The sequence below is a fragment of the Celeribacter marinus genome (genome assembly GCF_965656515.1).
In the GTDB taxonomy this organism is placed as follows: domain Bacteria; phylum Pseudomonadota; class Alphaproteobacteria; order Rhodobacterales; family Rhodobacteraceae; genus Celeribacter; species Celeribacter marinus_D.
Map to the genome: position 1 here is coordinate 1 of NZ_CBFHKW010000047.1, position 14,423 is coordinate 14,423.

Genomic DNA, 14,423 nt, shown 5'->3' on the forward strand with positions numbered 1-14,423 from the left:
ATTGGCCGACTTCGAGGGCAATTGGAAACCGCGCATCTATTGTTGGCGCGGGGGGCAGAGGTCCAATTCCTTCGCAACGATCCTGCGTCAAATCGGGTGGCGCGTGGATGTGGTCGAGGGCGGCTATAAGGCGTGGCGGCGGATGGTCGTGCGCGCGCTTTATACCGATCCGTTGCCGCACAAACTTATACTGATTGATGGCAATACAGGCACGGCGAAAACTGACCTGATTGCACGGGTCCGCGCGCAAGGCGGGCAGGTGCTTGATTTGGAGGGGCTTGCCAATCACCGCGGATCGATTTTTGGCGGCCTTGGCACACAGCCCTCGCAAAAGGCATTCGAAAGCGCGCTTGCGGTCGCATTGTCCGAGCTTGACCCGGCAAAGCCCACGCTTGTTGAGGCGGAAAGTTCGCGTATTGGCAATGTCTCGGTGCCTGCGTCCGTTTGGGCGGTGATGTGTGGCGCGCCACGCATTGAGGTCACGGCCCCGCTGTCAAGTCGGGCGGCGTATCTCGCGCAAGCCTACGCTGACATCGTGCAGGATGCGGCGTTGTTGGAAAAGCTGCTCGCAAAGCTTGTGACGTTTCAGGGCTATGATGTTGTTGACGGCTGGCAAGAGTTGGCGCGCACGGGCAATTTCGTTGACTTGGCGGGCGGGCTCATGGCGCAGCATTATGATCCGCGTTACAAACGGTCGCGCGAAAAACACGCCCCGACTGTGAGTGCGACGATTGATCTATGCAATATGGCCGTCGAGGCCCGCGATGTCGCGGCCACGCGCATTATTGACGTTATGGCCTCACTGTAAGGCGGGTGCCTGTCTCGTCTGAGGTCGTGATTTCCCCGATGATCGCCGCACTGTAGCCGGACTTTTTGAGCTTCTTAATCAGGTTTTGTGCGCCACCCGCGCCTACGCAGGCAAGCAATCCGCCAGCGGTTTGAGGGTCGAACAACAGATCCGCCAGCGGTCCGTTTGGTCCCTCGTACTGGGCGCTATAGGCGCGATTGGCGGGCATGATTGTCGAGGCGATCCCAGATTGCGACAGCTCCAACGCGCCGTCGAGCACGGGAATGTTTGACAATGTGAGCGTGGCGCTGACGCCGCTTGCGCGACATATCCCGAGTAAATGACCCGCAAGGCCAAATCCCGTTACATCCGTCATCGCATGCGCACCGCTCAAGATCGTTGCCGCTTCGCCAGATGAGAGCGCCATCGACGCGTAGGCGGCGGCCACATCGCGTCCAGAGGCGAGCATTGCCATTTCAGCGGCCAAAATAACGCCTGTGCCGATGGGTTTGGTCACGATGATTTGGTCGCCGTCCTTCGCGCCGTTGAGCGTAATTGGCGTGTCTGCAAGACCTGTGACCGTAAACCCGATTGAAAACTCGGCCCCCATCGACGTGTGACCGCCGATGATTTGCGCCCCCTCTTTGGCAAACACCGTCCGTGCGGTTGTCATAATTTCTGACAGCCACGCCTCTTGGAGTGGTGGGGCCAAGCGCGGTAGCGTGATCGTGGCGAGGGCGGATTGCGGCTGTGCGCCCATCGACCACACATCGCCCAAGGCATGAATCGCGGTGATCTGTGTCATCATCACGGGGTCGGCCACAAAACTGCGCAGATGATCGACAGAGATCACTTGGCGCGACCCGCCATGCGCTGCCCCATGGGTTAAGACGGCCGCATCGTCCCCCTTTAGGCGCACAACATCGTCGCGTTTGAGGTCCGTGTCGTCGTTTAGAACGCGGGCAAGAATATCTCCGCCAACCTTTGCGCCACATGCGCCACACATCGGGCTTTTGCCCTCAACCTCATCACGTAATCCGGCGGCAATCAGATCGGGTAGAACGGGCGGGCGCATTGGTTTTAGCGTGCTGAGGCGAGCCATGAATGTATGGTCGATACGATCTTTCCACCGCCACATTGCAGCGCCTTTGAGGCGCAGTCCATTTTTGTCCGCGAGGGCGCTCTTGTCGCCAAGAGAGATCAGCTTGAGGTAGTCTTTTTGCGGATGATACAGGCTCTTTTTCGTCGCGCCGCGTTGCTCAGACAGCAAAATGCGCAGGTTGTCGAACAGCACGGGCGCTTGGCGAACGGCAAAGACGCCGGCCTTTGGGCGCGGTGCATGGGCCAGATGGGCGCAATCGCCCACGGCGAAAATATTCGGGTCGGAGGACTGGAGCGTGGGGCCAACCCGCACGTAACCTTGAACGATTGTGAGTCCCGTCTCTTTTAGCCAGTCATAAGGCCGTGCGCCCGCTGCGCCGAGTGTAAAATGCGACGCGATCGTGGTTCCATCGGTGAGGGTGAGGTGGTCCGCCTCGATATTACCAATGGCTGTATTGGGCCGTAGCGCCACGCCCGCATCTGTGAGGGCAGCCAAAAGGGCGCGCCGCGTGGGGGCACGGAACTCTTCGAGGATCTCCCCGCGATCAATCAATGTGACGCTAAGATCGTTCGCGCCCTTGAGGGCATGGGCCATAGCCATCGCGAGTTCCGCCCCCGCAACACCACCACCAATCACACACATTTGTGGTGCGGCGAGGCCCGCGGCGACATCCGCACGGTAGCTGTCCCAGCGGGCGGCGAAGTGTTCAAGGGGTTTGGCAGCAATGCCATGGGGGTGAAATCCCGCAAGATCAGGCATGTCCGAGGTGATGCCAATATCGATGGAGGCCACATCATACCGAAGCGGCGCGCGCCCCTCGACGTGGATCAATTTAGCCTTGCGGTCTATTTTTGTGGCGCGTGCCATCACAACGCGCGCGCCGGCAAACCGTGCCAGACGCACCAGATCCAATTCTAGGTCTGAATGCGTGTAATGTCCCGCTACAAAGCCCGGTAACATGCCGGAATAGGCGGCAACAGGACCGGGATTAATGACCGTGACCCGCACCCCTGCAAGCGGTTTCATACCCCATCGCTTGAGCACAAGCGCGTGGGTATGACCGCCGCCAATCAAGACGAGCTCTCGGGTCAAAGGAAGGTCGTGCATGTCGTTGGCTTTCTGTGAGGCATCGCGCAGGGATGGCGCAGTTATGGCACAAGATTGGTTCGGATGCGTTAACACACGCAGTGTACGCCGTTATGGCGCGCGCCACACGCCGCGCCAGTCGTTGTGGCGCGTGTAAAAGGCGCGCGTATGTGTGGGGCGGTTCAAGGACACCACATCCATCGTCTCCACGGTGAGGCGCAAAATCGCAAAACGTGCGGCATCGGCGCTGCGCGTGTAGGCATCCGCCTGTGTGATCGGCGTGCCGGGTTTTGGGGTCACACCGTAATCTGGTAGGGCGCGATCGCTCAAACCGGCCCATGCCTCTTGGGCCAATGCGCCCTCGATAATATCAATGGTGCCGCGCAACCGAATCTGGAGCAACACATCCTCGCGCCAAAGCGTGAGGGCCGCGCGGGGATCGGCCGCGATCTCGTCGCACTTTTGTGTGGCGGCATCGGTAAAGACATCGACGGTGCAGCGGGCGGGATCTGCCGCGCGCAGCACAACGCCGCGCGCTTGGGGTGCGCCGTCATCGCCAAGGGTGGCCAATGTGGCAAGCCGCGCGTCAACGCGGGCACTCACGGATTGGGGTAAAAGCACCGCCCAACTTGCGTTGAACAATTGGGCAAGATCGTGCGACCAAGTGGGTAAATCTGCATCATTCATGAACAGACCCTGCCGTGTCGGGCGCATAGATGCAAGTGGTCTGGACGCAGCCGCGTCAACCGTTAATGTGTCTGGTATGACTATGCCCCCGGCCCCCCATTCTCCAGATCACGAACCATTGGTTCCTAAAGGTTATGAAATGTCCGATCCGCGCCAACATGCATTGCAAATTTTCCAAGCCGGTGTTGCTCAGGCCGACCCCGCGCAGGCTGTTGTAACGGCCTTGGCTGGGCGCCGTTTTAACAACCCATTGGTTATCGCTATTGGTAAGGCGGCGCGCACGATGGCTGAGGCCGCTATGCAGCACGTCGACGCGGATATGGTTGTTGTTGTGACCAACTATGAAAACGCATCGCCCCTTGAGGGGGCAGAGGTCCATGCGGCCAGCCACCCTGTGCCTGATATCCAAGGGGCGCGGGCGGCGTTGCGCATTGAACAGGTTTTGGCCCATGCCAAGGGCGAGGTATTGGCGCTCATTTCCGGTGGCGGCTCGGCGCTTTTGCCCGCGCCGGTGACGGGGGTGAGCCTTGAGGATAAGGCTGAGGTGAACCGGCTGTTGCTGGCATCGGGTGCCGATATTGTGACGATGAATCTGGTGCGCCAACACTTGTCACGGCTAAAAGGCGGTGGGTTGTTGCGTGCGGCTTACCCGTCCAAGGTGACAACATTGGTGCTGTCCGATGTGGTCAGCGACGATTTTAGAGCCATCGCGTCAGGCCCCACCGTATCGCCAATTGGCTCTCCTCAAGACGCCGTGGCCGCACTTAAGGCGTTTGAGGTTTGGGATCATTTGCCCGCCTCTGTGCGCGCACATCTTGAACAGGTCGTGCCCGACATGGGCGCGTTGCCTGACAGCGATATCGAGTTGATCGGTTCCAATTCACGGTCCGTGGCTGCCATGGCGCGCGCAGCGGGGGGCGGTGTGAGGCACGGCGTTCACGTTTTCCCCATGCCGCTCGAGGGCGATGTGGCGGCGGCCGCCGAGGTCATCGTGGACTGCGTCACGCAGAACGGCATTTACCTGTTCGGTGGTGAAACCACTGTGAAGCTCAAAGGGGACGGCCTTGGTGGGCGCAACCAAGAGCTTGCGCTGCGCGTGGCTCAACTTGCGGATGCGCGCGGATTGACAGACTACGTGTTTCTCTCGGGGGGAACGGACGGGCGTGACGGGCCAACGGACGCGGCAGGCGGACTGGTGGATGATGGAACGCTTGCGCGACTGCGGGCGGCGGGTGTGGACCTTAATGATATCTTGGCCCGTAACGACAGCTACCATGCATTAAAGGCCGCGGGTGATTTGCTTCAGATCGGAGCGACAGGGACCAACGTTGCTGATTTGCAAGTGTTGATCAAAGCGTAGCGCGTCTCTTATCGGGCAAATGAAATTCCGTAAATCAATTGGCGCAACCCGATGGCGGCGCCTGCAACGATAGAGGCCACGGTTACGGGGGCGGCGTAGGCCAGAACCGACATCGCAGACAGGCCTTGTCCAACGGTACATCCAAACGCCACTACTGCGCCGATGCCCATGAGCGCCGCGCCGAGGATTTGACGTTTCAATTCGCGCGGATCTTCGCAGGCTTCCCATCTGAAATGGCCTTTGAACAGCGAACCGATTGCGGCACCCGCAAGCACACCGGCGACCGAGCCGACGCCAAAGTTGAGCGATGTGGCCGAGGAGGTCATCATATAGAACATCGCATCGCCAAGGGGGGCCGCAAAGGTATGGGACACTACAGGTTCTGCTTCGAACGCGGCATGGGACAGCCATGCAGTGCCTGCCCACCCCGTCACGATGGCCAGACCGACAACCACACCCCACACAATCAGTTTACCATCGGCGCGAAAGGCTTTGGACGACATCGATACGGTAATAAACAGCGCTCCCGCAACATAGGGCGACAGGCCCCAGTGCATGAACGTGGGCGGCGCACTCGCAGCGGCTGGCGGGAATAGGGCCACGCGCAAGGCAGCAAGTGGGCCATTGAGGGTGACGTATGTGGCCAACCCCATGACGGTGATGATGACAAAGTTGCGCAAGTCACCGCCGCCCAAACGGGCTAAAGCCCCAAAGCCACAGTTGCCCGAAAGGGCCATGCCATAGCCGAACATCACGCCTCCAGAGATCGAGGCGAGGGGATACCATTTCATGGAAAGATAAGAGGTCATGGTGGGGTTGAACAGGCCAAAGGACATCATTGCGCCTGTTCCAAATAGAGCGACCCCGATAGCGACACCCCATTGACGGGCACGCAAATCCGACCCTTGGTACAGGGCGTCCTCAATCGCACCCATGGAGCAAAAACGCCCCAGTCGAGCGGCAAGGCCGAGCAACAGACCGCCAAAGAGGCCGATCAACGCGGCAATCGTTCCAGGTTCAAACGTCTCGAGCATTGTGTGACCCTCCCCAAGGCACAAGCAAAGACCCGAAGCTTACGAAAGCGGCTTTGCCTTGTCTGTATCTACGGAACAAAACATCTCGTAGATCACTTCGAGAATGCGTTTGGGGCGCTCATCCGTCAAGGAATAGTAGATCGCCTTTCCGTCACGTCGCGGGGTCACCAGACCCTCAAGGCGCAAACGGGCCAGTTGTTGGCTGACCGCAGCTTGGCGCGCCGACAACAATTCTTCGAGTTCCGTGACCGACTTTTCGCCCGTGACCAGATGACACAAGATCATCAGACGCCCCTCATGGCTCAACGCTTTGAGCAGTTGCGAGGCATCACACGCACTGCGCATAATCATGTCCATGTCGTCAGCGGACATGTCAGGTGTGATTGTCGGCAATGTCGACTGTTGCTGATCCATACGCACGTCCTGGGGTCTCACTTTCTTAAAACGCTATTTCATCCAGGATAGCGTCTATTCCGGCCTCGGCGCACACTGCATCCAAATCTGGACCAGGGGCACCAGAGACACCAATTCCCCCTACTATAGAGCCTGCGGCCTCAATCACAAGCCCGCCGCCCAATGCGAGTGGTTCGGACAGGTCACGAATGGCACCCATCATACCGTCAGGCGCGGTTGTCTCGCCCAGTGACATGGTGTCGGTGCGAAAAGATACGGCGGTCCACGCCTTGCGGCGTGCGGTTTCAAACACGTGCAGACCCGCATAGCGATCACGCACATAGGCTTGTGGTAGGCCAAAACGGTCCACCACCATTACGCCCACTTGGTAGCCGGCATCTCGACACGATTCCATGGCTGCGACCGCTGCGGTCAGCGCCACTTCGGGTTTGAGCACCTGAAATGTGACAAAGGCGTTGTCCTCGTCTTGGGCGGTCGCGGGTGTAAATGTCGGAACCGCGAGGGCGAGTGCGACGAGCGCGGCGGATGTGAAGCGTTTCATAGGGTGTCCTCCGGGTGTCATATTGAAATGCGCCAGTGTTGGAGGCGCGGGTTATTTGGTCGGCGTTGCGCCTATCAGGTCTGTATCAGGCGTGGTTTCGATCTGCGCGTCAACGTCGAAGTCGGTGTAATCGCGCAAGATGACACTGAGCATCGACCAGAACAAATCGTCGCCCCCATAGCCCTCAATGCGCATCAACTCTCTGCCCTCATCCACCAGCACGAACGTTGGCGTTAGAACAGGGCGTGACGAAAACTCAATATCATCAGGGCGCTCTTTGACATCCATACGGCGCAGTGGCGCAAACGCCCCTTCGGGTGTTTTGGGGTAAATCGGCGCAATCTCGTCGTTCCAGCGGTCGCAATAGGCGCAGCCATCGCGCTCGATCATGACCAACTCCACCGCCTGCGCGGGCAGGGGCGCGGTGAGCATCAAAGCCGCTGACGCAAGGATCACTATTTTAGTCCACATCGGAATGTCCAATTGACGTGCTTGATACAAACAACCTAATTTGAATATGTGCATGACACAAGGTGCGGGTCAACCGCACTGTTTGGGGACACATGTCCCGTTTCGGGAGGAAATCAATGTTAGACGTCAGTTTTATTTCGGCGTTCTTGGGTGGGCTTGTGGTGTTCTTTTCACCCTGCATCCTGCCTATCGTACCGTTTTACTTATCTTATATGGCCGGTGTTGGCATGGGGGAGATAAACTCGGACGGCGAATTGGCCCCTGGGGTGCGCAAGCGCGCGATTGCCTCATCCATCATGTTTTCGCTTGGTATTATTACCGTTTTTGTTCTGCTTGGCGCGGCGGCTTTTTCATTGTCGCAGGCGTTTCGATCGTATCAGGACGCGTTTCGTATCGGAGCGGCGCTTATTGTGTTCGTCATGGGCCTGCACTTTTTAGGCGTGCTCAAAATCGGATTGTTGAACCGCCAGTTCCAAGTGAGCGGTGGAGATGTCACCAAAATGAATGTGTGGTCGTCCTACCTGATCGGATTGGCGTTTGCCGCTGGGTGGACGCCATGTGTGGGTGGCATTCTGACCGCAGTCGTGTTCACGGCCTCGGTTGAAGAAACCGCGACACAGGGTTTGATTTTGATGTTGGTGTTTGGCATCGGCATGACCTTGCCGTTTGTGATCGCTGCGGTATTCATCAAGCCGTTTTTGGCGTTCGCGAGCAAGTTCCGCCGCCATTTGCCAAAGGTTGAAAAGCTGATGGGGGTCTTTCTCATTTTGTTTGCGCTGTTGATCGCGACAAATTCGGTCAACCTGATTGCGGCATGGATGTTGGAGACCTTCCCCGCCTTCACAAAAATTGGATCATCGGGCACGCTTTGACGCTCATCGTTACTTGGGAGACCTAAACTATGCTTAAATTCGCACGACGCACATTTATCGCCGCCAGCGTAGCAATGCTCACCGTTGGTCCGGCTGTGGCCCAAGAGATGGGCGATGACGGGCTACATAAGGCGTCATGGCAGCGCGACACGTTCAAAGACCTGCGTGATGATCTCGCGGAGGCCAATGCCGAGGGCAAGCGGCTCTTGGTGATGATCGAACAACGTGGCTGTATCTATTGTAAAAAGATGCACGAAGAGGTCTACCCCGACCTCGAGATTACCCAGATGATCGAGGACAATTTCTTTGTCGTGCAGATCAACATGTTCGGTGATGTCGAAGTGACGGATTTTGACGGCGAGACGTTGTCGGAGAAAGATATGGTCTCGAAATGGAACGTGCTGTTCACGCCAACGAATCTCTACCTCCCCGAAGAGGTGGGTGAGGGCCTGTCCGCGACCCAAGCGGCCGTGGCCAGCGTCCCTGGTGCCTTTGGTCGCCTCACAACTTACAACATGATGCGTTGGGTGCTTGATCATGGTTACGATGGGGAGGAGCCGTTCCAAAAGTTCCACGCCCGTAACATTCCGGCACAACAAGATGCGGGGAAACTGAACGTTTACGAATAGCTGTAACAGTGGGCGCGCGGGACATAATGTGCCGCAAAATTCTATTTTTTGAATTTGTTCTTGCGCGTCTGCGAAATGGTGCGCTACGGTATGCACAATAAGAAGTGCACTCAAAAGCACTACCGAAACAAGTCTTAGGGAGGAGACATGAAACGCATTGCAACCACATTCGCTGCACTTTGCCTCACAGCAACCGCAGCTACGGCCGAGGTCGCCCCAACTGATGTCGCGTTCGAGGATGGTGCTGTCGCGCTGTCGTTGACAGGCTCAGCAGGGAACGCCGACGAAGGTCGTAAGATCATGACCAACAAATCCAGCGGCAACTGCGTGTCGTGTCACTCCGCTGACGCATACGCCGAAGTTCCGTTTCATGGTGAAGTTGGTCCGATCCTTGATGGCGCAGGATCACGTTGGACCCAAGCAGAATTGCGCGGTCTCGTCGTGAACCCAAAAATGATGTTTGAAGGCACCGTTATGCCTGCCTTCTACAAGGTTGATGGCTACACCCGTCCTGGGGATGCCTTCACGGGCAAGGCTGCTCCGGCTGATCTGCCGCCGCTATTGACTGCGGCTCAGGTCGAGGACGTGGTCGCCTATCTGATGACGCTTACGGACGAATGATCGTCTGAATTTTACGAAAACGAGGACTAATCCATGAAACTCACACGACGTGACGCTCTGGCTCTCGGCCTTGGTGCTACGGCAGCTTCTTTGCTCCCGTTCAGCGCTTTTGCCGCAGCCGACGAAGCTATCGCCGCATTCACTGGCGGTGCTGACGCAGGCGAGGGTGGAATCACCCTTACTGCCCCCGAGATTGCTGAAAACGGCAACACTGTGCCTGTATCTGTAGATGCACCCGGCGCTGTTTCCATCATTGTCTTGGCCGCTGGAAACCCGACACCTGGTGTTGCGACCTTTAACTTTGGTCCGCTCGCCGGATCGCAAACGGCATCTACCCGTATTCGCCTCGCAGGAACCCAAGACGTTGTCGCAGTTGCGAAAATGGCTGACGGATCCTTCGTCAAGGCTGCATCCACCGTTAAAGTGACCATCGGCGGCTGTGGCGGCTGATCGGTTAACCGACTTATTTAGGAGACATCTATAATGGCATCTGGTGTAAAACCCCGCGTTAAAGTCCCGAAGTCGGCTGCTGCTGGCGACGTGATTACAATTAAAACACTGATCTCTCACCCAATGGAGTCAGGTCAGCGCAAAGACGGCGACGGAAATATCATTCCGCGTTCGATCATCAATCGCTTCACCTGCGATTTCAACGGCCAGTCTGTCGTCGATGTGACGCTTGAGGCCGCGATTTCGACAAACCCGTATGTGGAGTTCGACGCGACTGTTCCCGAAGCCGGTGAATTCAAATTCACTTGGTATGACGATGACGGTTCCGTTTACGAAGATAGCAAGCCGATCGAAATCGGCTAAGGCTTCACGCTCAGGGAGGAGAAACGCATGAAAATCAAAACAATAAGCACTGCGGCTGTATTTGCAGCCCTGGCGTTCGCGGCACCTGTTGTCGCGGACGAGGACGCAGAATTGGTGATCAATGGCGATATTGAAATTGTCACCAAAACGGCTGCGCCAGCGCATTTGTCCGATGCAATGGACGAGGTGTTGTCGGGTTGGCGTTTTCGCTCCGACGATACGCAGGCCATGCAGATGGACGATTTCGATAACCCCGCTATGCTAGGCGCCGAAGAGGGCATGGCCCTTTTTGAAGCCTCATGGGGATCAGAGGGCAAGGCTTGTGCCGATTGCCACAACGGCCCTGAAAGTCTGTCAGAGGTACGCGCAACCTATCCAAAATGGAACGAGGGCGCCGGCGAAGTACGCACGATCCAAATGCAGGTCAACGACTGTCTCACCACGAAAATGGGTGCGGACGCAGAAAAGTATGACAGCGGCAAAATGCTCAACCTCGAAGCGATGTTGGCCTCTGTCGCACGCGGCAAACCGGTCAACGTGACGATCGATGGCCCGGCAGCCGCGACATGGGAGCAAGGTAAAGAGATTTACTACACCCGTTATGGTCAGCTCGATTTGTCCTGTGCAAACTGCCACGAAGACAACTACGGCAATCTGATCCGTGCGGACCACCTGTCCCAAGGTCAGATCAACGGCTTTCCGACATACCGTCTGAAAAACGCGAAACTCAACGGTACGCACTCCCGCTTTAAGGGGTGTATTCGTGATACACGTGCCGAAACGTTCAACGCTGGTTCGCCAGAGTTTGTCGCACTTGAGCTATACGTTGCATCACGCGGTAACGGTCTTTCCGTCGAAGGTCCGTCCGTCCGCAACTAAACAGTTTTGATGACCCCGCCGTTCCATTTGGAAGCGGCGGGGTTTTCTTCACCTATATACATTCAAAATTCGGCATAGGTTTGTAGAACACCGTGCCGCCGCATTGGAGCACTGCGCATGATTTCCCGTCGCGATTTCCTACAGGTTTCTATGGCTGCCTCGGCAATGGTCGGGGCGTCTGGCTTTGGCAACTGGTCGCGTCTTGCGGCGCAACAGTCCCTCACACAAGATCAATTGCTTGATTTTGACACCTACGGCAACGTGTCGCTGATCCACGTGACAGACATCCACGCGCAGCTCAAACCGATCTATTTTCGTGAGCCGTCGATCAATATCGGCGTTGGCGGCAACAAGGGCGCGGTTCCCCATGTGACGGGCGCAGATTTCCGCAAACTCTACGGCATTGAGGATGGATCGCCCTCGCACTACGCGCTGTCGTCGGGTGACTTTTCCGCACTGGCTCAGGGCTATGGCAAGGTCGGCGGTCTCGACCGTGTGGCCACCGTAATCAACTCGATCCGTGCTGCCCGCCCCGATGCGCTTTTGCTCGATGGCGGCGACACATGGCACGGCTCCTACACCTGCTACCACACGGAAGGCCAAGATATGGTCAACGTGATGAACGCGCTCAAACCTGATGCGATGACCTTCCACTGGGAATTTACGCTCGGTTCTGACCGCGTCCGCGAAGTGGTGGCTGATCTCCCGTTCGCCGCTTTGGGCGCCAACATCTATGACGCCGAATGGGACGAACCCGCCGCAGATTTCGCGCCGTATAAGTTCTTTGAACGCGGTGGCGTGAAAATCGCCGTCATCGGTCAGGCTTTCCCGTATATGCCAATTGCCAACCCCGGTTGGATGTTCCCCGAATACTCTTTCGGCATTCGCACCGAGCGGATGCAAGAGGTCGTGGATGAGGTCAAAGGGTTGGGTGCCGGCCTCGTTGTTTTGTTGTCGCACAACGGATTTGACGTCGACAAAAAGATGGCGTCTCTCGTGACGGGCATCGACGTGATCCTGACGGGCCACACCCATGACGCACTTCCCGAACCTGTGCTTGTGGGCGAGACGATCCTGATCGCCTCCGGCTCCAACGGCAAATTCGTCTCCCGCGTCGATTTGGACGTGCGCGATGGCCAGATGATGGGGTTCCGCCACAAACTGATCCCGATTTTCTCGGATGTGATCGAACCCGACAAAGAGGTCGCCGCACTCATCGACGAGCAACGCGCGCCGTATCTCGAGGATATGTCCACCGTAGTGGGCGAGACCGATAGCCTGTTGTATCGCCGTGGCAACTTTAACGGCACATGGGACAACCTGATTTGTGATGCGCTGATCGAGCAACGCGAGGCAGACATTGCCATGTCGCCCGGCGTCCGGTGGGGTCCGTCCTTGATCCCCGGTGATAAAATCACCCGTGAGGACATTTGGAACGCAACGTCCATGACCTACGGTAAGGCGTACCGCTCTGAAATGACGGGTGAATTTATTCATACCATTATGGAAGATGTGGCTGACAACATCTTTAACCCCGATCCCTACTACCAACAGGGTGGCGACATGGTTCGTATGGGTGGCCTTGGCTACACCGTAGATATCAACAAGCCGCAAGGGTCACGGATCACCGACATCACCATGCTTAAAACGGGCGAGAAACTCGACCCCGCAAAGACGTACATCGTTGCAGGGTGGGCATCCGTGAACGAGGGCACCGAAGGTCCGCAAATCTGGGATCTCGTCGAAGATCACATCCGTGCCAAAGGCACAGTGACGGTTGAGGAAAATACCTCTGTCAACGTGATTGGCGCTTAAATCCAACGTGCCGCCTTGCCCGTTGGGCTGGGCGGTTTTTTCGCAAACAAATCATTCACATAGTCGAATGATCGCATTCAACTCAGGGAGACACGCGCAATGAGCGACACCCCCCAAAGTCTAAAACCCACAGGGTCCGCATCTGGCCCCAACCGCCGCGCCTTTTTGCGCGGGGCGGCGGCCACAGGTGTCGGTCTTGCCGCCACTGCCAAGGCATCGGCACAAGACACCCCCGATCCGCTGATCACCGAGATGCAGGATTGGGCCAGCTCAACCGGTGAGGGCGTTGACGCCTCGCCCTACGGGATGCCTATCCAGTTTGAGGGCGATGTGGTCCGCCGCAACGTGCCGTGGCTCACCGCGGATGTGATCTCCTCGATCAACTTCACGCCGATCCACGCGCTTGACGGCACGATCACGCCACAAGGGTGCGCGTTTGAACGCCACCACTCGGGCGCGATTGAGTTGAAAAAGGAAGATTACCGTTTGATGATCAACGGTCTCGTTGATCGTCCTTTGGTCTTTTCCTACGCCGATCTGGAACGCTTCCCGCGCGAAAATCGCACCTATTTCCTTGAGTGCGCGGCAAACACGGGCATGGAGTGGGCAGGTGCCCAGCTCAACGGTTCGCAATTCACGCACGGCATGATCCACAACATGGAATACTCGGGTGTCACGCTGCGCACGCTTCTCGAAGAGGCGGGGCTGGATGCTGCTGGCGATCTTGCGGACAAATGGGTTTACGTCGAAGGGGCGGATGCCTCGTCGAACGGACGGTCTATCCCGATGGAAAAAGCGCTTGATGATGTGCTTGTCGCGTTCAAGGCCAACGGGGAGGCGCTTCGGATGGAGCATGGCTACCCCGTGCGCCTCGTCGTTCCCGGTTGGGAAGGCAATATGTGGGTCAAATGGTTGCGCCGGATCGAGGTGACGGACCACCCAATCGAGAGCCGCGAAGAGACGTCGAAATACACCGATACTCTGGCAGATGGGACATCGCGCAAATGGACGTGGATCATGGATGCGAAATCCGTTGTCACATCACCAAGCCCGCAAATGCCCATCACCCATGGCAAAGGTCCGCTTGTGATTACCGGTCTTGCATGGTCGGGTCGCGGTGCGATTTCGGGCGTTGATGTCTCCATTGATGGCGGCAAAACGTGGCAAAAAGCGCGTTTGGCCAAAGAGGGCGAGAAAATGGCTCTCACCCGTTTCTATCTCGATATCAATTGGGATGGATCGGAGATGTTCCTGCAATCGCGCGCCCATGATGACACGGGCTACGTTCAGCCGACCAAAGCGCAATTGCGCG

General features: G+C 57.4%; 16 protein-coding genes. 10 read left to right on the forward strand and 6 right to left on the reverse strand.

The features are described from left to right. A partial coding sequence (gene mnmH, locus ACTG34_RS10425) for a tRNA 2-selenouridine(34) synthase MnmH (protein ID WP_439104865.1) occupies positions 1-808 on the forward strand: 808 nt, incomplete at its 5' end. Here the strand turns inward: mnmH and selD are convergent. Continuing rightward, complete coding sequence (selD, locus tag ACTG34_RS10430; RefSeq protein ID WP_439104866.1) at positions 792-2,996, reverse strand: selenide, water dikinase SelD; 2,205 nt, start codon at positions 2,994-2,996, stop codon at positions 792-794. The two genes, mnmH and selD, sit on opposite strands and share 17 nt — an antisense overlap. 90 nt (positions 2,997-3,086) lie before the next feature. Beyond that, positions 3,087-3,662: a pyridoxamine 5'-phosphate oxidase family protein gene (locus tag ACTG34_RS10435; RefSeq protein ID WP_439104867.1), complete on the reverse strand. Its 576-nt coding sequence runs from the start codon at positions 3,660-3,662 to the stop codon at positions 3,087-3,089. A gap of 139 nt (positions 3,663-3,801) precedes the next feature. Between ACTG34_RS10435 and ACTG34_RS10440 the strand changes: the two genes are divergently transcribed. Beyond that, positions 3,802-5,022: a glycerate kinase type-2 family protein gene (locus tag ACTG34_RS10440; RefSeq protein ID WP_439104868.1), complete on the forward strand. Its 1,221-nt coding sequence runs from the start codon at positions 3,802-3,804 to the stop codon at positions 5,020-5,022. A gap of 8 nt (positions 5,023-5,030) precedes the next feature. Here ACTG34_RS10440 and ACTG34_RS10445 read toward each other — a convergent pair whose 3' ends face one another. Genes ACTG34_RS10445 through ACTG34_RS10460 form a run of 4 tightly spaced genes read right to left on the reverse strand, consistent with a single transcriptional unit; the run spans position 5,031 to position 7,482 of the window. Then, entirely contained in the window at positions 5,031-6,056 is a 1,026-nt protein-coding gene (locus tag ACTG34_RS10445) for a YeeE/YedE family protein (RefSeq protein WP_439104869.1), read from the reverse strand. Between the two features lie 39 nt (positions 6,057-6,095). After that, a complete protein-coding gene (locus ACTG34_RS10450) occupies positions 6,096-6,470 on the reverse strand; it encodes an ArsR/SmtB family transcription factor (protein WP_439104870.1) in 375 nt (124 codons plus the stop codon). A gap of 25 nt (positions 6,471-6,495) precedes the next feature. Continuing rightward, a complete protein-coding gene (locus tag ACTG34_RS10455; protein WP_439104871.1) occupies positions 6,496-7,011 on the reverse strand; it encodes a GlcG/HbpS family heme-binding protein in 516 nt (171 codons plus the stop codon). Between the two features lie 51 nt (positions 7,012-7,062). Next, a complete protein-coding gene (locus tag ACTG34_RS10460; RefSeq protein WP_439104872.1) occupies positions 7,063-7,482 on the reverse strand; it encodes a hypothetical protein in 420 nt (139 codons plus the stop codon). A gap of 116 nt (positions 7,483-7,598) precedes the next feature. Between ACTG34_RS10460 and ACTG34_RS10465 the strand changes: the two genes are divergently transcribed. From ACTG34_RS10465 to soxC, 8 genes are all read left to right on the forward strand, one after another. Beyond that, positions 7,599-8,354, forward strand: a complete 756-nt coding sequence (locus ACTG34_RS10465; protein WP_062215883.1) for a cytochrome c biogenesis CcdA family protein — start codon at positions 7,599-7,601, stop codon at positions 8,352-8,354. A 29-nt stretch (positions 8,355-8,383) separates the two neighbouring features. Next, entirely contained in the window at positions 8,384-8,983 is a 600-nt protein-coding gene (locus tag ACTG34_RS10470) for a thioredoxin family protein (protein WP_439104873.1), read from the forward strand. Between the two features lie 147 nt (positions 8,984-9,130). Beyond that, the gene (gene soxX, locus ACTG34_RS10475; protein WP_439104874.1) at positions 9,131-9,604 is read left to right on the forward strand and encodes a sulfur oxidation c-type cytochrome SoxX; all 474 of its coding nucleotides are present in this window, start codon (positions 9,131-9,133) and stop codon (positions 9,602-9,604) included. Positions 9,605-9,637: 33 nt separating this feature from the next. After that, the gene (gene soxY, locus ACTG34_RS10480; RefSeq protein ID WP_439104875.1) at positions 9,638-10,054 is read left to right on the forward strand and encodes a thiosulfate oxidation carrier protein SoxY; all 417 of its coding nucleotides are present in this window, start codon (positions 9,638-9,640) and stop codon (positions 10,052-10,054) included. A gap of 33 nt (positions 10,055-10,087) precedes the next feature. Continuing rightward, entirely contained in the window at positions 10,088-10,417 is a 330-nt protein-coding gene (soxZ, locus tag ACTG34_RS10485; RefSeq protein ID WP_439104876.1) for a thiosulfate oxidation carrier complex protein SoxZ, read from the forward strand. 27 nt (positions 10,418-10,444) lie between these two features. Beyond that, positions 10,445-11,296 carry a sulfur oxidation c-type cytochrome SoxA gene (gene soxA, locus ACTG34_RS10490; protein WP_439104877.1) on the forward strand — a complete coding sequence of 284 codons (852 nt, stop codon included), beginning with the start codon at positions 10,445-10,447 and terminating at the stop codon, positions 11,294-11,296. Between the two features lie 117 nt (positions 11,297-11,413). Beyond that, on the forward strand, positions 11,414-13,111 hold the full coding sequence (gene soxB, locus ACTG34_RS10495; protein WP_439104878.1) for a thiosulfohydrolase SoxB: 1,698 nt from the start codon (positions 11,414-11,416) through the stop codon (positions 13,109-13,111). A 99-nt stretch (positions 13,112-13,210) separates the two neighbouring features. Beyond that, on the forward strand, positions 13,211-14,423 hold a 1,213-nt coding region (gene soxC, locus ACTG34_RS10500; RefSeq protein ID WP_439104879.1), incomplete at its 3' end, for a sulfite dehydrogenase.